The organism is Amycolatopsis echigonensis (assembly GCF_014174495.1).
Taxonomy (GTDB): domain Bacteria; phylum Actinomycetota; class Actinomycetes; order Mycobacteriales; family Pseudonocardiaceae; genus Amycolatopsis; species Amycolatopsis echigonensis.
In genome coordinates this window covers 65,451-81,939 of sequence record NZ_JACJHR010000017.1, presented here as the reverse complement: position 1 = coordinate 81,939, position 16,489 = coordinate 65,451, and the positions used below count along the sequence as shown (strand labels likewise).

At 69.7% G+C, this 16,489-nt stretch carries 12 protein-coding genes; 5 read left to right on the top strand and 7 right to left on the bottom strand.

Annotated features, from left to right (window positions below):
* Positions 1-8: 8 nt before the first annotated feature.
* Together H5411_RS14525 and H5411_RS14520 are read right to left on the bottom strand one after the other, a co-directional pair.
* On the bottom strand, positions 9-1,193 hold the full coding sequence (locus H5411_RS14525) for a CaiB/BaiF CoA transferase family protein (RefSeq protein ID WP_101439018.1): 1,185 nt from the start codon (positions 1,191-1,193) through the stop codon (positions 9-11).
* A complete protein-coding gene (locus tag H5411_RS14520; RefSeq protein WP_220816941.1) occupies positions 1,193-2,374 on the bottom strand; it encodes an acyl-CoA dehydrogenase family protein in 1,182 nt (393 codons plus the stop codon). The genes H5411_RS14525 and H5411_RS14520 overlap by 1 nt, the downstream gene beginning before the upstream one ends.
* Before the next feature lie 127 nt (positions 2,375-2,501).
* Between H5411_RS14520 and H5411_RS48935 the strand changes: the two genes are divergently transcribed.
* Both H5411_RS48935 and H5411_RS14510 read left to right on the top strand, forming a co-directional pair.
* Positions 2,502-3,242, top strand: coding sequence for an IclR family transcriptional regulator (locus H5411_RS48935; RefSeq protein ID WP_101439019.1), 741 nt, complete (start codon positions 2,502-2,504; stop codon positions 3,240-3,242).
* Positions 3,243-3,386: 144 nt separating this feature from the next.
* Positions 3,387-4,703 carry an MFS transporter gene (locus H5411_RS14510; RefSeq protein WP_101439020.1) on the top strand — a complete coding sequence of 439 codons (1,317 nt, stop codon included), beginning with the start codon at positions 3,387-3,389 and terminating at the stop codon, positions 4,701-4,703.
* Here H5411_RS14510 and H5411_RS14505 read toward each other — a convergent pair.
* Together H5411_RS14505 and H5411_RS14500 are read right to left on the bottom strand one after the other, a co-directional pair.
* On the bottom strand, positions 4,696-5,868 hold the full coding sequence (locus tag H5411_RS14505) for a polysaccharide pyruvyl transferase family protein (RefSeq protein WP_101439021.1): 1,173 nt from the start codon (positions 5,866-5,868) through the stop codon (positions 4,696-4,698). The genes H5411_RS14510 and H5411_RS14505 overlap by 8 nt on opposite strands.
* Positions 5,865-6,428 carry an OmpA family protein gene (locus H5411_RS14500; RefSeq protein ID WP_101439022.1) on the bottom strand — a complete coding sequence of 188 codons (564 nt, stop codon included), beginning with the start codon at positions 6,426-6,428 and terminating at the stop codon, positions 5,865-5,867. Before H5411_RS14500 ends, H5411_RS14505 begins: the two co-directional genes overlap by 4 nt.
* A gap of 405 nt (positions 6,429-6,833) precedes the next feature.
* Here H5411_RS14500 and H5411_RS14495 point away from each other — a divergent pair, with 405 nt between their 5' ends.
* Positions 6,834-7,454 (top strand): DUF998 domain-containing protein, encoded by a 621-nt coding sequence (locus tag H5411_RS14495; protein ID WP_244194820.1) that lies wholly within the window; start codon positions 6,834-6,836, stop codon positions 7,452-7,454.
* Positions 7,451-9,466: a glycosyltransferase gene (locus H5411_RS14490; RefSeq protein WP_101439024.1), complete on the top strand. Its 2,016-nt coding sequence runs from the start codon at positions 7,451-7,453 to the stop codon at positions 9,464-9,466. Before H5411_RS14495 ends, H5411_RS14490 begins: the two co-directional genes overlap by 4 nt.
* Before the next feature lie 70 nt (positions 9,467-9,536).
* Here the strand turns inward: H5411_RS14490 and H5411_RS14485 are convergent, their stop codons facing one another.
* From H5411_RS14485 to H5411_RS14475, 3 genes are all read right to left on the bottom strand, one after another.
* On the bottom strand, positions 9,537-12,797 hold the full coding sequence (locus H5411_RS14485; protein WP_183124076.1) for a GH92 family glycosyl hydrolase: 3,261 nt from the start codon (positions 12,795-12,797) through the stop codon (positions 9,537-9,539).
* Between the two features lie 615 nt (positions 12,798-13,412).
* Positions 13,413-14,747, bottom strand: a complete 1,335-nt coding sequence (locus tag H5411_RS14480; RefSeq protein ID WP_183124075.1) for an MFS transporter — start codon at positions 14,745-14,747, stop codon at positions 13,413-13,415.
* Positions 14,748-14,828: 81 nt separating this feature from the next.
* Positions 14,829-15,641, bottom strand: coding sequence for an enoyl-CoA hydratase/isomerase family protein (locus tag H5411_RS14475; protein ID WP_101439027.1), 813 nt, complete (start codon positions 15,639-15,641; stop codon positions 14,829-14,831).
* A 169-nt stretch (positions 15,642-15,810) separates the two neighbouring features.
* On the opposite strand from H5411_RS14475, the gene H5411_RS14470 reads away from it, so the two are divergent.
* On the top strand, positions 15,811-16,488 hold the full coding sequence (locus H5411_RS14470; protein ID WP_183124074.1) for a GntR family transcriptional regulator: 678 nt from the start codon (positions 15,811-15,813) through the stop codon (positions 16,486-16,488).
* Position 16,489: the final 1 nt, after the last annotated feature.

The following is a 16,489-nucleotide window of genomic DNA, read 5'->3' as shown; positions in this document are numbered from 1 at the left end:
CAAGCCACCTACGCAAGCCTGGTGTACGCCGCCCCCTTCGCCAGCGCCCTCTCCACCTCTTCGCCAGACAGGCCAGCCGCCGCAAGAACTTCCCTCGTGTCCGCCCCCGGAAGGCGGGGCGAATCGGCGGCGCGGCCCGGCGTGCGGCCGAGCTTCACCGGCACTCCGACCCCGCGATACCCGTCCCGCTCCACCACCATCTCCCGATGCCGCACCTGCGGGGCGTTCATCGCCTCCGCGATATCGTGCACCGGAGACGCCGGAACTCCCTTGGCCAGCAGCAACTCAGCCAAAGCGTCCCGTTTGTACTGTCCGATCAAGACAGTCAGCTCGGCCCGCAGCGCAGTGACATTGCCGACCCGGCCGGCATTGGAAGCGAACCGCGGATCGGAAGCCAGCTCAGGCGCGCCGAGCACGTCGACCAGCGCGGCGAACTGCCGGTCGTTCCCCGCGCCGACGAAGAACAGCCCGTCCGCAGTCGGAAAAGTCTCGTACGGCGCGATCGACGGATGCGCCGAACCGGTCCGCCGCGGCACCGCGCCGTCGGCGAGCCAAGCCGCGGAATGTGGATGCAGCAAGCTGATCACAGTGTCCAGCAACGAACAGTCCACCAGCTGCCCGAGCCCGGACCGCTCCCGTTCGTGCAGCGCCAGCAGGATCCCGGAAAACCCGAGCACCCCGGTCACGACGTCGACCACCGGCACCCCGATGCGCAGCGGCGGCCCGTCAGCTTCGCCGTTCACGCTCATCAGCCCGCCGTAAGCCTGCAACACCGCGTCGTACCCAGGCAGTCCGCCGAGTGGCCCGTCCGTGCCGAATCCCGTGATCCGGCAATGGATCAGTGCCGGATACGCCGACCGGATCGTCTCGTCCGGCCAGCCCCAGCGCGCGAGCGTGCCCGCCTTGAAGTTCTCCACCACCACGTCCGCGCCGGCCAGCAGCGTGCCGAGCAGTTCGCGACCGTCCGGACCGGACAGATCGAGCACGATGTTCTTCTTGCCCCGGTTGAGATTCGCGTAGTAAGCGCTGGTCCCCTCGGCGAGGAACGGCGGCCCCCACCCGCGCGTCTCGTCGCCCGAGGGCGATTCGACCTTGATCACCTCGGCTCCGTGGTCGGCCAGCATCTGCGTGCAGTACGGCCCGGCCAGCACCCGCGAAAGGTCCAGCACCCGCAGCCCGTCGAGCGCGCCCATCAGTAGGACCTCGGCAGCCCGAGCACGTGCTGGGACACGTAGTTCAGCACCATTTCCTGGCTGATCGGGGCGAGCCGCAGCAGCCGTGCCTCCCGGAAGTAACGCTCGACGTGGTACTCCCGCGCGTACCCCATCCCGCCGTGGGTCTGGATCGCCTGGTCGGCGGCCTGGAACCCGGCGTCCGCGCACAGCCATTTCGCCATGTTCGCCTCCTTGCCGCAGGACAGTCCGCGGTCGTAGCGCCAGGCGGCGTTGCGCGCCATCAGCTCCGCCGCGTCGAGCCGCGTCGCGGCCTCGGCGAGCGGGAACGCCAGCCCCTGGTTCTGCCCGATCGGACGGCCGAACACCTGCCGTTCCCCGGCATAGCGAACTGCCCGCCGCAGTGCCGCCCGGCCGATGCCGAGCGCCTCGTGCGCGAGCAGGATGCGCTCCGGGTTGAGCCCGTCGAGCAGGTACCGGAAGCCCTTGCCCTCCTCGCCGACGCGCGCGGATTCCGGCACCCGAAGGCCGTCGATCAGCACCTCGTAGGACGACACCGCGTTGCGTCCGAGCTTGGGGATCGCTCGCAATTGCACCGCGTCGGACTCGATGTCCACGACGAACAGCGACATGCCGTCGGTCGGCTTTTCGACCTCGTCGCGCGGCGTGGTGCGGGCGATCAGCACCATTTTCTGCGACTGGCCTGCCTTGGTGATCCAGACCTTCCGGCCGTGCACGATGTAGGAATCGCCGTCGCGCCGGGCGAAGGTGGAGATCCGCGTGGTGTCCGTGCCCGCGTCCGGTTCGGTCACGCCGAAGCAGACGTGCAGCGAACCGTCGACCGCGCCGGGCAGGATCTCCCGCCGCATTTCCTCGCTGCCGTGCTTGACGATCGTGTTCAGCCCGAAGATCGTCAGGTGCATCGTGCTGCACCCGTTCATCCCTGCGCCGGACGCGGCCACTTCTTCCAGCAGCAGCGCGGCTTCGAGGATGCCGAGCCCGCCGCCGCCGTACTGCTCCGGGATCGCCATGCCGAGCCAGCCCGCCTCGGCGAACGCGTCGTAGAACTCGCGCGGGAACTCCGCGCGTTCGTCGTGCCGCGCCCAGTACTCGTCGGGGAACCGGGCGGCCAGCTCGCGCACGGCGCGCCGGATGTCCTCCTGGTCTTGGCTCAGCTGGAAGTCCACGGTGCTGCTCTCCATCGTGCGTATATGAGAACGCTAAGTTCGGATATACGTTCAACGTAGAACGGCGCGCGCGTCGGGTCAAGCGCCGTCCGGGGCGGTGGCCGCGATAGGGTTCGTATCTGCGAACGCAGGGGAGGCTGCCGTGACCGAATCGACTGCCAAGGCGCACCGCACAGTCGGTCGCGTCACCAGCATCCTCGAGTGTGTCGCACGGCAGCCCGGGATGCGGCTGCACGAGCTGGCCGTCGCGCTCGACGCGCCGAAATCCTCGGTGTTCGGCCTGGTCAAAGGCCTGGTGTCGACCGGCTATCTGGTCGAGACCGACGGAACCTACCGGCTCGGCCCGGCGCTGGGGAACCTGCTCACCGGCGGCCTGCCCGGCATCGCGACCGCGGCCCGGCCCGCCTTGGAGGAGCTGCGCCGCCGGTTCGGCGAGACGGTGATGCTCGGCGCCGCGGTCGGCGATTCGCTGATCTACGTGGACGCCGTCGAGTCCGAGCAGCCGATCCGCTACTCCGCGCCGCTGCGCACCCGGCGGCCGCTGTACCCGCCGAGTGCGGGCAAGATTTTCCTCGCGTACTGGTCGGCGCGCCGGCGTGAGGCGTACCTGAAGTCGGTGCTCCCGGACGAGGATCGCGTGCAGGCCGCGATGGACGAACTCGACACCGTCCGCGCCAAGGGCGTCGCGCTCAACCGCGGCGAAACCCTGCCCGACGTAAGCGCCGCGGCGCGGCCGATCCTGGTCGACGGAGAGGTCGTCGCGGCCATCGCGGTCGCGGGCCCGACCACCCGGATTTCCGGCCGCCTGCCCGAGATCGGCGACGCGCTGGCCGACATCACGTCGGCGGTCGTGAAGCGCTGGGAAGCCTCGCGCCGGGGCTGAGCCGAATTCCCGAAGACCCTTGACCGGTGTGTTCGCGGTCTCTTAGCATCCGGATATACGCATCAAGCGTTCTCAAATACGCACGCAACGGCGCGCGCCGGCTGGCTTCCGCTCGCCCGTGCCCCAGTTCCGGAGAGCAGGACCATGCCCAGTGTTGTGCACGACAGCGTCGGAACGATCCGGAAAGCCCCGCGCGGAGTCGGGGCGGCGGTGGTCGTCGGCTCCGCGCTCGAGTGGTTCGATTTCTACCTCTACGCGTCGATGGCCGCGCTGGTGTTCGGCCACGTGTTCTTCCCGCCCGGCAACGACGCGGCCGCGACCATGGCCTCGGTCGCGACGTTCGCCGTCGGGTTCCTGGCCCGGCCGGTCGGCGGCATCGTGTTCGGCGCGCTCGGCGACCGGATCGGCCGCAAAAAGGTGCTGTCGTGGACGTTCGTGCTGATGGGCGTCTCCTCGGCGGGGATCGGCCTGCTGCCGAGTTACGCGAGCGCCGGCCTTGTCGCGCCAGTGCTGCTCGTCGTGCTGCGGCTGCTGCAAGGACTCGGTGCGGGCGCGGAATTCGGCGGCGCGATCGCGGTCGCGTACGAGCACGCTGATCCGCGGAAACGCGGGCGGCAAGGTTCGTGGCCCGCGCTGGGCGTGAACGTCGGGCTGCTCGTCTCCTCGCTCGCCGTCGCCGGACTGACCACTTTGGACAAAGAGTTCCTGCACGGCTTCGGCTGGCGGATCCCGTTCCTGGCGAGCTTCCTGCTCGTCGGCGTCGGCCTGTGGGTGCGCCGCCGGGTGCCGGAAACCCCGGAGTTCGAGAACCTGGTGCGCAGCAAGAAAAATCGCCCTCGCGGGTGGGCGAACCGGCCGCTGGTGAAGCTGTTCCGCAGCGACTGGCGCGCGCTGACGGTGGTCATGGTGATCACTATCGGCTACAACGGCGTCAGCTATGTGTTCAAGACCTTCTCGCTCGCCTACCTGACGAATTTCCGCGGTGTCCCGGCGAATATCGGTGCGCTGGGCATCAGCATCGCGAGCGGGATGGCGATCGTGACGGTGCCGATCGCCGGATGGCTCAGCGACCGCGTCGGGGCGAAGAAGGTCGTGGTCGCCGGGGCGGTGGCCACCGGGTTGCTGGCGTTCCCGTTCTTCTGGCTTCTCGACACCGGCACCAGCTGGTTCATCTGGCTCGGTCTCGTGCTGGCGACCGGCATCGTGGTTCCGGCGATGCTGTCGGCGCAGGGCGCGTTCCTGGCCAAACAGTTCCCGGCGGAGGTCCGCTCGACCGGCCTCGGCACCGGCCGCGAGGTCGGGGGAGCGGTGTCCGGCGGGCTCGCGCCGCTCGCCGCGCTGGCGATCGTGGAAGCCTCCGCGACGCACGCGACCTGGGGTGTTTCGCTCCTGTTCCTCGCCGGTGCGGTGTGCATCGGGCTCGGCGCGCTCGCCGATCAGAGCCGCGGCGCGCTCAACTGAGCCGCGGCCACCGGGTGCGGGTCTTCGGCAATTCCGGGCCGTACACGGCTTCGGCGACCGAGCGCTTCAGATTCGCGCAGTGATGCAGGACGTGCGCCGGAAATCCGGTGCCGGAAGGGCGTTCCGGCGGCTTCTCGGCGCCGGCGGCCACGAGCGTCCACCCGGAACCGAGTTCGATGAGACTCCGGTGTTTCGTGGTGTAGTACTCCGGCGAAACGTCGACGGCCACGCCTGTCGCGCCCGCCGCGGCGGCGACCAGGTGCAGGTGGAAGCGGCTGGAGATCCAGGTCTGCCCTGGCGCGAGCGGAAGGCCGCGCTGCCATACGTCGCGGAACGGATGGAATTCCGCGCCGGGCAGTTCGTGCTCCAGCAACGCGAAAACCTCGCGGTCGACGCGAGGAATCCCTTCCACCACAGCGAGTTCGGCCGGCGGGAGCCGCCACGCGCGCACCAGGTCGAGCACCTGCGCGGCGAGCACGGACGGCTGCTCGGCGCCGATGTCCGACTGCATGCACAGCACGAACTCGCGTGTCGTCGGCGTCGTCGGCGGATGCGGGTCGAGGAAGACGTCGTCGCAGGTCCGGGTGACGCCCGGGACGCCGTGCAGGAGTTCGCCGGACGGATCGTCGCGGACGTCGACGACGTCGAACCGCTCGGCGAGCGTGCGCAACAGCCCGGCCGCGCCTGCGGAGAACGGGATGAAGCCCTGCCCGGTCATCGCCGAGCGCGCACCGGAACGCTGCGCGGCCGCCGCGGCCCCGGCGACCAGTCCGAGGTGCCGGGGCCACAGCGCGTTGACATAGCCGCCGCCGATCAAGTGCACGACGTCGAGCCGGCCGAGCAGCTCGATGCCCGCGTCCCAGCGCGGCGCCCGACCGGGGTCGTGCACCGCGGCCTGCACCCAGGACGCGACTTCCCACGGATCGTCCGACGGCGCTTCGCCGCACAGCCGCCACAAGGTGTCCGTGCAGCGCAAACGCGGGTGCAGGTCGCCGAACAAATGCTGCGCCGGTCCCGGAGAATGCGTGTCGAGCCAGACTTCGGCGTCCGGTTCGGTGCGGGCCAAGCGGCGGATCCAAGCGGCGGCGATCAGTTCGTCGCCGAAGTTCGGATAGCCGCTCGGCCCGACCAGGTAATGCCGGCGGGGGGACGGGGCACGGGTCACGAAGCGACGCTGAGCTGCGTGTCCAACGCCTGGTCGCCCTGCGCCTTTTCGCTTCCGCTCGGCTCGGCCTGCACGCGGTCCTTGGCGACGCCGTCGGCCTCGAGCGCGGAGGTGATCGCCTCAGCGCGCTGCTCGGACAGCTTCTTGGCCTTCTCCGCGTCCGGGTAGCCGGCGTGGGTCTCGACCTTCAGCTTGACGTCGTTGCCCTGCATGGCTTTCGCGATCGCGGCGAGGCCTTCCTTGGCCTGGCCGGTCAGTTCCGCCTTCTCCGGCTCGAACTTGATCGGCGAGGCCTGCGAGGCCTGCTGGATCGCCGCGGTGACCGCTTGTGCGGCCGGGCTGTTCTGCCCGGGGGCTCCGTTCTGGCCGGACGCGCCGTTCTGCCCGGCTTCGCCGGACTGCGCGGCTCCGCTCGGCTGTGCGGCTCCGCTGGACTGGGCGGTGTTCTGCCCGGACGCTCCGGATCCGGACGAGGTGTTCGATCCGCCCGACCCGCACGCGCTGACCAGCGCGATGACGGCTGCGGCCCCGACGACCGCCTTGACGAGTGCCCTCTGCATGGGAATTGCGCTCCTTTGGCTGGGTTCGCGGGGATCTGAACACGGGGCCCGGGCACCGGCAACCGCGCCGCGCCCGGCGAACGCGGCGTGCCACCGCCCGGTTTCGCGCCGTCAGCAGGGCGAGGGCGGCGGCTCGCGGCCTCACCCGGTGGAACCAACATCCACCCGGGTGAGGGACCCGAAAGTCCACAAAGGACAGTATGATCACGCCGCGCCGGCCGGTGTATAACGTCCTATTCGGGTCGCGTTTGAGGCAGTTTGTCCGGCCTCGCCGACGGCGAACCCGAAGCGCGCGCCCGGTCCGATCCGGCCGGGAGAGGCCCTGGACCGGCTGCGGATTCCCGGGGTGCATCTCAGGGTGTTCCCCGATGCCGGGCGGTCACGACCGCCAGCATGCTGATCGATGTGACCCTCATAACGCGGAAAGCCAGGGCGACGGTGCCGGTGATCGCCACCGCGGCCTTGGCTTTCTCGCTGGTGCCGATCTTCCTGTTGCACCTGGTCGCGGCGGGCGTCGTCGACCCGGTCCGCGACGTCATCAGCGACTACGTTTTCCCGCCCGGCGGAGCAGTGCTGCTGGCGGCGGCTTCGCTCGGGTTGGCCGGCGCGTCGCTGGCCGTCCGGCACGCACTGCTCAAGCAGGGGTTGCCGAGCCGCAGCCCGGAGTCGGTGCTGATCGTGTTGTGGGCGGCCGGATTGGTCGTCGCGACGTTCTTCCCGACTGATCCGACCGGCGTCGAGACGTCGTTTTCCGGTGCGGTGCACCGATATGCCGGTGCGGCGATGTTCGTGTGCCTGCCGCTGGCGGGATGGCTGCTGGCACGCCGCCGGCCGGAAGCGAAGGCGGTGCGCTGGCTTTCGCTGGCCTCCGGTGTCGCTTCGCTCGCCTTTCTGCTGGCGCACGCGCCATTGCTGGAACAGTCCGTGCCCGAATTCCTGGGGTTGTTCGAACGAGTGCTGTACGCCCTGCTCTACGCACAGCTTTTCGCCGTCACCGCGATGGCGCGAGCCGAGGTGGCCTCATGACGATTCTCGCCATTGCGCTTGCCCTGGTCGGCGCGGTTTTCTTTTCCTCCGGCGCACTTCTGCAGCACGGCGTGGTGACCGGGCTGGCCGGTCGCACGCGGCTCGGGGAGCTGATCCGGGCGCCGCGCTGGCTCGGCGGGCTGGCCCTGCTCGGTTCGGGGGCGGGCGTCCACGCGGTCGCGCTGGGGATGGCTCCGCTGACCGTCGTGCAGCCGGTCGGGGTGATCGCCGTGGCGATCACCGCGATTCTCGACCGGAGGCGGCGGGATCTTCCCGCGGTCGCGGTCACGATGCTCGGCGTCGGGACGTTCGTGACCGTCGCCGCGGGCAGCACCACGAGCACCGCGGTCGGCGCCGACGCGCAAACGCGGGCGGCATTGCTGGTGCTGGGGGTCGTGGCGCTGCTGACGCTGGTCGGCGCGCTCGCTTCCCGTCCGTCGATCCGCGGACTGTGTTTCGGCGCGGCCGGCGGCGCTGCCTACGGCTTCGTTTCGGTATTGATGCGAGCGGTTTCCCTCGAAGTCCGCGACGGCACCGTCGACTTCAGCACCGCGGTGTCCGTCGCCGCGATGGTGACGGCGCTGGTGGTCGGCGGCTGGCTCGTGCAGCTGTCCTACCGGTGCGGCCCGCCGCATCTCGCCGTCGCGTGCTTGACCGTCGTGGACCCGCTGGTCGCGGTGGGTCTCGGCGCCGGGGTGCTCGGCGAAGCCACCCATCTCGACCCCATGGCGACCGCGGTCGCGCTGACCGCGGCCGTGTTGGCGGTCGGCGGCGTCGCGGTGCTGAGCCGCGGCAGTTCTTCTCCTGTTCACTCCACCAGATCGGAGCACCCTGTGAACGACGACCGGGCTTTGCGCATCGTGGTCGCCGCCGAAACCTATCCGCCGGACGTCAACGGCGCGGCGCAGTTCGCGTACCGGCTGTCCGCCGGACTCGCCGGCCGCGGCCACGAGGTCCACGTGATCAGCGTCGACCCGGAGGGCCCGGCGCGCACCGAAAGAGACGGCGACGTCGTGGTGCACCGCGTCCGGTCGCACCGCACCCCGTTCCACCGGACCTTCCGGATCGGCCTGCCCTGGGAGGTGAGCAAGGACGTCGCTGCGCTGCTGGAGGAGTTGCAGCCGGACCTTGTCCACGTCCAGGCGCATTTCGTGGTCGGCAGGTACGTGCTGAAGCACGCCGCCGCGATGGGCGTCCCGGCGGTGGCGACGAACCACTTCATGCCGGAAAACCTGTTCGGCCACGTACGAGTGCCGGAATGGCTGCGCGGCGCGGCCTCGCGGTGGGCGTGGCGCGACCTGACGCGCGTGTTCTCTTCGGCCCGCGTCGTCACCGCGCCGACCCCGCGTGCGGTGGAACTGTTGCACGACAACGGTTTCCCGAAGCGTGCGATCCCGGTGTCGTGCGGTATCGACATCGACCGCTACCGGTCGCGTACCGTGTCGCGCTCGTCCGGCGATCCGACGGTGTTGTTCGTCGGTCGGCTCGACGAAGAGAAGCGCGTCGACGAGCTGTTGCGCGCGGTCGCGCTCGTGCCCGGTTTGCGGGCGGAGCTCATCGGTGACGGTTCGTGCCGGGCGGAGTGGGAAAAGCTGACCGCCGAGCTGGGGATCGCCGACCGGGTGCGGTTCCGCGGGTTCGTGTCCGAAGAGGACTTGCTGGACGCCTACGCGGCCGCGGACGTCTTCTGCATGCCGGGCATCGCCGAACTGCAGAGCCTCGCGACGATGGAGGCGATGGCGGCGGGGAAGCCGGTGGTGGTCGCGGACGCGATGGCGCTGCCGCACTTGTGCCGCCCGGGCTACAACGGCTGGCTGTTCGAACCGGGCAACGTGGAGGAGCTGGCCGAACGGCTGCGCGCAGTCGTCGCCGACCCGGCGACGTTGGCACGGATGGGGGCAGCGAGCGGCAAGATGATCGCCGGGCACGCGCTGGAGTCCAGTTTGGATTCGTTCGAGGCGTGTTACGGCGAGGCGATGGGCCGGGTCGCGGCGGTGCCCGCGGCCGCCTGAGGCTTGCGGGGGACTGGGGGTGGCCGGGTTCGCCGGACGCAGGGGAGGGAACCGGCGAACCCGGCCGGGCTCAGGCCAGGGTGATCGCGTAGAGCTGCACGCGCGGGTCGTTCGGCAGGCTCACCGACTGGACGGTCTTGGCGCCGTCCACTGTGGAGGTGAGGCCGAACAGCCGCACCGGCGGGCCGTCGATACCGCTGCCCGCCTTGATGCGGTGCGGCATGTCGAGCACGACAGTCGTGCCGGACGGCGTCGAACCGGCCCAGTCGCCGAACGTCACCGGAAGATCCGCGCTGGAGCCGTCGCTGTAGTGCACGGTCAGCGAGGTGGACACCGGGCCGTTGTGCGACGAGCCGATCAGCTGCATCGCCTGGTGCTTTCCGGCGGGCAGCAGCAGCGATTGCCCGCGTGCTTCCACGAAGTTCACCGCGGTGCCAGTGGGATCCGGCGCCGCGTAGGTGACTCCATTGTGGACGAAAGGTCCGGCTGGCGGCATCAGGTCAGCGTCGTAACTCCAGCCGCTGCCGTCGAAGTTGCCCTCCGTGGACGCCGCGACGGTCGCGGTCCCGTCGTGGTTGCGGTCGTGGCTGAGATCGACCGCGCACTGGGTTCCGGACGTCGTCGCACACACCGTCGGTTCGCGGACTTCGATGCTCGCGGTGCGGGTGACAGTATTCGCTCCCGGCCCGGAGGCCTTGAGCTGCACCGAGTACGTGCCGACCGGGGTATTGGCCGGAACGGTCACCGTGACCGGCGCGGTCTTCTGCGTCGGCAGCTGGGAGGACCACAACAGCTGCAGCGGTTCGGTCCGCACCTGCCAGCCGGACGGTGCCGACGAGGTCACGAAAACCGGCTGGGCGCCGGGATTCTGGCCGAGCACGTCGAGGTTCAAGTGGACAGTCTGCGCCGCCGATTGCTGGGGCAGCACGACCGAACTCGGCCGCAGCGTCGCGTCCACCTGCCGGCGCAGATCGCCGGTCGCCTTGTTCACCGACGGCGGTTCCGTGCCCGGCTGGGTGCCCCAGGAGGACGGTGTCGCACCGACCTGGTAGGCGAGTTCGCCGCCGTGCGAGACTGCGGACCAGTCGAGCCAGGTCTGCCGGACGTCCCGGCCGTTGAGCGAAACGCTTTGTACGTAACGGTTCGTGTCGCTCGCGCCGGGCGCGGTGACGGTGAGCGTGCCGCCTTGCCTGCCCTCGTACTGTCCGATCTGGACGGTCGCCGAGTCGAACTGGGGACTGGACACCGCGAGGAAGTTCGCGCCGCTCATCGTCGGGTAGAGACCGAGCGAGGAGAAGACGTACCAGGCGGACATCGTGCCGAGGTCGTCGTTGCCGGTCATGCCGTCCGGGCCGGTGGTGAACAGCGTCATCGCCGCGCGGACGACGGTCGCGGTCTTCGCCGGCGCGCCGACCCAGTTGTACATGTACGGGGACAGCAGGTCGGGCTCGTTGTTGGGGTTGTAGGTGGCCTTGGCGTAGTAGTCGTACGGGCTGGCGATCCAGTCGTTGCGCGTGGTGCCCGCCGGGTCCTTGAGCAGGTTGTCGTAGGCGAAGAAGGAGTCGAGCCGTTTTTCGGTCGCCTGCTTGCCGCCCATCAGGTCGGCGAGCCCGGCCGGATCCTGCGGGACGAGCCATTGGTACTGGTAGGCGCCGCCTTCGTGGAACTGGTGGTCGGCGTCGACCGGGTTGTACGGCGTGAGCCAGGTGCCGTCAGTGGTGCGCGGGCGGAACTGCTTGTCCGCGGCGTTCCAGACGTTGCGGTACCACTGGCCGCGGTCGGCGAACATGCGCGCGTCTTCCTGATGGCCCAATCCCTTGGCCATCAACGCGAGCGCGGCGTCGGCGGCGGAGTACTCCATGGTCGCCGAGGTCGGATGCTCGCAGTCGTTGTCGCCGCCCTTGGCCGCGCAGTCCTTGCCGAGCGTGAGTCCGCTCGGGATGTAACCGCGGTCGTTGTAGTAATTCACGCCGGAGCGCCCGTTGTACGGCGAATCGGCGGGCGGCGTGGTGGTCGCGTTCTTCTTGAGCAGCGCGTACGCCTCGTCCTCGTGGCCGGCCAGCAAACCCTTCGACCAGGCCTCGACGAGGAACGGCGTCACCGGGTCGCCGGTCATGATGTTGGTTTCGCTGCCCGCCAGCGCCCATCTCGGCAGCCAGCCGCCGTCGCGGCCGATCGCTACGACCGAGAGCGCGACGTCTCGGGCCACCTGCGGTTCCAGCATTTCGAGCAACTGGTTCTGCGGACGGTAGGTGTCCCACAGCGAGAAGTTCTGATACGGCGTGTACCCGTCAGCGCGGTGAACCTTGCCGTCGAAACCGGCGTAGTCGCCGCTGAGGTCGCCAGCCAGGTTCGGATGCAGCTGCGCGTGGTAGAGCGCGGTGTAGAAAGCGGTCTGCCGTTCGACGGTGCCGCCGCTGATCTTGATCGCGCCGAGCCGGTCCGCCCACTGCTTGCGCAGGGCGGCGCGGGTGGCGTCGAAGTCGTAGCTGTCGCCGGTTTCTTTCGCGAGATTGTCCCGCGCACCAGCGAGACCGGTGTACGAGAGGCCTACTTTCAGGACGACATCGTGGTCAGTGGCAGCGTCGAAGCTGACCCACGCGCCGTTGCCGCCGGTGCCGGCGGCGTCGCGGCTGCCCGCGGTGCGGGTGGTGCCGCGCCAGGTGCCGTACGAGGCGAACGGACGGTCGAAAGTGGCGGTGAAGTAGACGGTGTGCTCGTCGTGCCCGGCGCAGAAGCCGCCCGCGCGCACGCGACCCTCGAGGGTCCGGTCGCCGACGACGTGGATCTCGGAATCCTTCACGGACTGGTTCGCCTGGCCGGTGTTGAACAGCACGTTGGCCTGGCCGGTCGAGGGGAAGGTGTACCGCTGCCAGCCGGTGCGCGGGGTGGCGGTCAGCTCGGCGTTGACGCCGTACTTCTTCAGCCCGACACGGTAGTAGCCGGGTTCGGCCTTCTCGTCGTCGTGGCTGTACTCGGATTTGTAGGAGTTCTTGTCGACGGAATCGACGGCGCCGGTGGTCGGCATGACCGGCAGCTCGCCCATCACGCCGCAGCCGACGCCGGAGAGGTGCGTCTGGCTGAAGCCGTAGATCGAGTTCTGCTGGTAGTCGTAGCCGCCTTGGCCGCCGGTGTCGGGACTGACCTGCACCATGCCGAAGGGTGCGCTGGCTCCGGGGAAGGTGTTGCCGAAGTTCTGCGTGCCGACGAACGGATTGACCAGCGACACCGGATCCGCCGCGGCCGCGCTCGCCGGGGTGCCGGACACCAGCCCGGCCACCACGAAGCCCGCCGCCGCGATCGCGGCCGCCCGTCTCTTCTGCGACCACATGGACGCGCTACCTCCAGGGCTGACAACGTTGTCATCGTGCGAACCGGTGCGGAGGCGACCGGCTGCTGAGCAGCTTGTCATCCCGCCGCGGGTTTGAGAAGGCCGACAACGGGACAGCTTCCGGCCCGCCGTTCCCGGCCCGGCGTTCGGGAAGGCCACGCCGCGGTACCGACCGATCTGGCAGCCGAAGCACCGCCAGGGCCTCGCCGTCGGGCCGGTTTCTCGACTTCCAGCTTCGCGCCCAGCACCAGCGGCAGCGAGATCGCGATCGTCAACCCGAACCACTGCTGCCGCCCCGCGCGCCTCTCCGGATGCCTGGCACCGGTCGCTGACGGCCCACACATCGGCCCTGGTGCTGTTCGGCAGCAGCTTCTAGATCGCATCCTCTGGCGTTGCCACCAGCCCGCTCGGCAACCTGCTCATGATCGGCCTCCCGATGGTGCTGCTCGGCGGCCTGGGCCGCTCGCTCGGCCGTCGCGCCGTGGCCCGCCGCCGCGGCCTCGCGGGATGGCTTTCACCTGGTATGCGGTGCATTTCGAGGTCCTGAAGCTGGTGCCGAAGCCGTACTCCTTCGTGTTCCTGGCGACGCGGCTCGTGCCCTCACCGCGGTTCCCTTCACACACTCGTCGAGACCAGTGCGGGTCGGCGGGTCGCCAGCAGAGTGCACCCGACCGCCGCCGCGTAGCCGAGGGCGACCACCGTCATCGGGACGCTCAGCGACATCGTCGAGCCCGCGGTGAGCAGCGTGCCGAGCACCGCGGTGCCCAGGGCGCCTCCGGTCTGCCGGGCCGTGTTCAGCACTCCGCTGGCCAGCCCGGTGTGCTCTTCGGGAGGCGTCGACATGGCGACCGACGTCATCGCGGGCATCGCGATCGAGCAGCAGCACAGCACCACGCCGCCTGCCATCACCAGCGGCAGGGAATCCGCCGCGGCCAGCAGGATCGCGCCGAGACCGGCGAGGCCGAAACCGGTCAGCATCGGGGTGCGGGGGCCGAAGCGGGCGGTGAGTCGTCCGCTGCCGGTGGCTCCGATGCCGATCGCGACGGTGAGCGGCAGCGTCAGCATGCCGGTCGCGAACGCGGACTGGTGCAGCGGGCCCTGGAGGAACAGCGAGAGGCACAGCAGGGTGCCGTAGAAGCAGAAATTGAAGAGCAGCCCCGCGGTGCTCGCGGCGGAGAACGGACGCGACGAGAAGATCGCCAACGGCAGCATCGGATCGCGGCGGCGTCGCTCGGCCAGGACGAACCCGAGCCCGGTCAGCGCTCCGGCGGCGATCAGCGGGAGGGCCCAGCCGGAGCGGCCGACCTGGATCAGCCCGCCGGCCAGCGCGGACAAGGCGAGGGTTCCGAGGACGAACCCGGACGGATCGAGGCGGCGGTCCCTCGACGGCGATTCGACGACATACCGGCGGGTCAGCACGACGGCGAGGGCGGCGAACGGAAGGTTGACCCAGAAGATCGCCCGCCAGTCGACCAGCGCGACGAGCACGCCGCCCGCCACCGGGCCGGTCGCGAGGCCGATGCCCGCGATGCCGCCCCACACGCCGAGCGCGTGCGCCCGCGCCCGCGGCTCCGGGAACTGCCGGACGATCAGCGCGAGCGAACACGGCAGCAACGCCGCCGCGCCGATGCCCTGCAGCGTCCGCGCGACGATCAGCACCGGAAGCGTCGGGGCCAGCGAGCACAGCGCGGACCCGACCCCGAACACGACGGTCCCGAGCACGCAGACCCGCCGCGAGCCGTACCGGTCGCCGAGCGAGCCCGCGGTGAGCATGCCCGCGGCCAGCGCGATGGTGTAGCTGGCGATCGCCCATTGCTCACCGCCCAGCCCGCCGCCGAGGTCGTGCCGGATCGCTTCGACGGCGACGTTCACCACCGTCGCGTCGAGTTGGACGATGAAGAACGGCAGGCAGAGCGCGATCAGTGCGAGTCGTTGCGTTGTCGCAGTCATGCGTCCAGCGTGACGCGGAAACCGTTCGGTGCGGGCCGAAGCATGAGATGCGCTGGGAGGAACAGGAGTCCGGCCGTCTACTTAGGACTCGTGCACTCGGGTGAAGTCCGGCTTGCGGTGTTCGCGGTGCGAGGCGAGGCCTTCGCGGACCTCGGGACCCGCGAAGCCGTAGAACTCCAGCGCCAGTGACGAATCGAAGATCGCGCCCGCGAGCTGCCGGTACCAGAGGTTGAGGCTCTGTTTGGTCCAGCGGATCGCGTTCGGCGCGCCATTGGCCAGTTCGTGTGCGATTTCCCGGGCGGTGGGCAGCAGGTCGGCCTCCTCCTCGACGCACAGCGATACGAGCCCGATCCGTTCCGCCTCCGCTCCGGACATCGGGCGGCAGGTCATCAGGTAGTACTTGGCTTTGGCCATCCCGCACAGCAGCGGCCAGCACACCGCCGCGTGGTCGCCCGCCGCGACGCCGAGCCGGGTGTGCCCGTCGATGATCTTCGCATTGGCGGCGACCACGGAGATGTCCGACAGCAGCCCGGCGACCAGCCCTGCCCCGACGGCTGGGCCGTGGATCGCGGACACGGTCGGTTTGGAGCAGTCGATGACGTTGTAGACCAGGTCGCGAGCCTCGCGCATGGTGCGGGAACGGGCCTCGAAGTCGTTCGCGAGCTTCTCGACCAGGTCGAATGAGCCGCCCGCGGAGAACCCCTTGCCTTCGCCGCGCAGCAGGACGGCTTTCACCGCGGGGTCGCGGTCGAATTCGCGCCAGATGTCGGCGAGTTCACCGTGCGCGGCGTCGCTGACCGCGTTGAGGTTCGGGGCGTCCAGGACGAGTTCGATGACGCCGTCCTCGTCCGGTCCGTCGATCCGCAGGTTCTCGAACTGCGCGTAGCGGCTCATTCAGCTTCCCTCCGTCGTCCGGATCACCTGCGCCACCATGCCATCGGTTCGGACGCTGCCGCCAGAGTCAGGGGTCCTCGAAGAGTGCGACGGCGAGGCCAAGCGGGACTCGCGCAACATGGCTTATGCGATACTTTGTCTCCTGTTCCGTTCGCCAGAGGGGGAGGCGATGCCCGAAACCACGGGCGCGGCACCGCGCCGCGGCGGTCCGGCGAACCTGAAAGCGCTGGCGGCGCACGAGATCCGGCGACGGGTCTTCTCCGGTCAGCTGCGGGCCGGGGAGAAGATCGACCAGGAGGCGCTGGCCGACGAACTCGGCATCAGCAAGCTGCCGATCCGGGAAGCGCTGATCACCCTCGACCACGAGGGCGTGGTGGAGCACATCGCCCGCCGGGGCGCGTTCGTGGCGCAGATGACGCGCGACGACATCCGGGACCACTACCGCGTGTTCGGCCTGGTGTCGGGCCTGGCCGCGGAGCGCGCGGCGAAAAACCTGTCTCCGGAAAGCCTGCAGGCGCTGCACGATCTCGCGGACCGGATGGAGTCCGGAGTGGACCGTGCCGAACAGGAACGGCTGAACTTCGAGTTCCACCGCAGGATCAACTACGCCGCCGATTCCCGCCGGCTGGTCTCGATTCTGGGCATCCTGGCGAAAACGGTCACGCACGGGTTTTACGAGGCGCACGAGGACTGGCCCGGCAAGGCGCACGAAGACCACCGGAAGATCTTGAACGCGCTCAGCGCCCGCTCGGCTTCGCGAGCACGGTCCATGGTGGAGAAACATTTCTCGGACGGCGGAGACCGCGCGGTCGCCTTGCTGGAGAAACAAGGCTTCTGGGACAGCTGAC

Excerpts from the sequence above, each read along its gene's own strand:
- H5411_RS14525 (WP_101439018.1), bottom strand. The coding sequence starts at position 1,193 with ATGGGCGCGCTCGACGGGCTGCGGGTGCTGGACCTTTCGCGGGTGCTG.
- H5411_RS14520 (WP_220816941.1), bottom strand. The coding sequence starts at position 2,374 with ATGGAGAGCAGCACCGTGGACTTCCAGCTGAGCCAAGACCAGGAGGAC.
- H5411_RS14510 (WP_101439020.1), top strand. The coding sequence starts at position 3,387 with ATGCCCAGTGTTGTGCACGACAGCGTCGGAACGATCCGGAAAGCCCCG.
- H5411_RS14500 (WP_101439022.1), bottom strand. The coding sequence starts at position 6,428 with ATGCAGAGGGCACTCGTCAAGGCGGTCGTCGGGGCCGCAGCCGTCATC.
- H5411_RS14490 (WP_101439024.1), top strand. The coding sequence starts at position 7,451 with ATGACGATTCTCGCCATTGCGCTTGCCCTGGTCGGCGCGGTTTTCTTT.
- H5411_RS14485 (WP_183124076.1), bottom strand. The coding sequence starts at position 12,797 with ATGTGGTCGCAGAAGAGACGGGCGGCCGCGATCGCGGCGGCGGGCTTC.
- H5411_RS14480 (WP_183124075.1), bottom strand. The coding sequence starts at position 14,747 with ATGACTGCGACAACGCAACGACTCGCACTGATCGCGCTCTGCCTGCCG.
- H5411_RS14475 (WP_101439027.1), bottom strand. The coding sequence starts at position 15,641 with ATGAGCCGCTACGCGCAGTTCGAGAACCTGCGGATCGACGGACCGGAC.
- H5411_RS14470 (WP_183124074.1), top strand. The coding sequence starts at position 15,811 with ATGCCCGAAACCACGGGCGCGGCACCGCGCCGCGGCGGTCCGGCGAAC.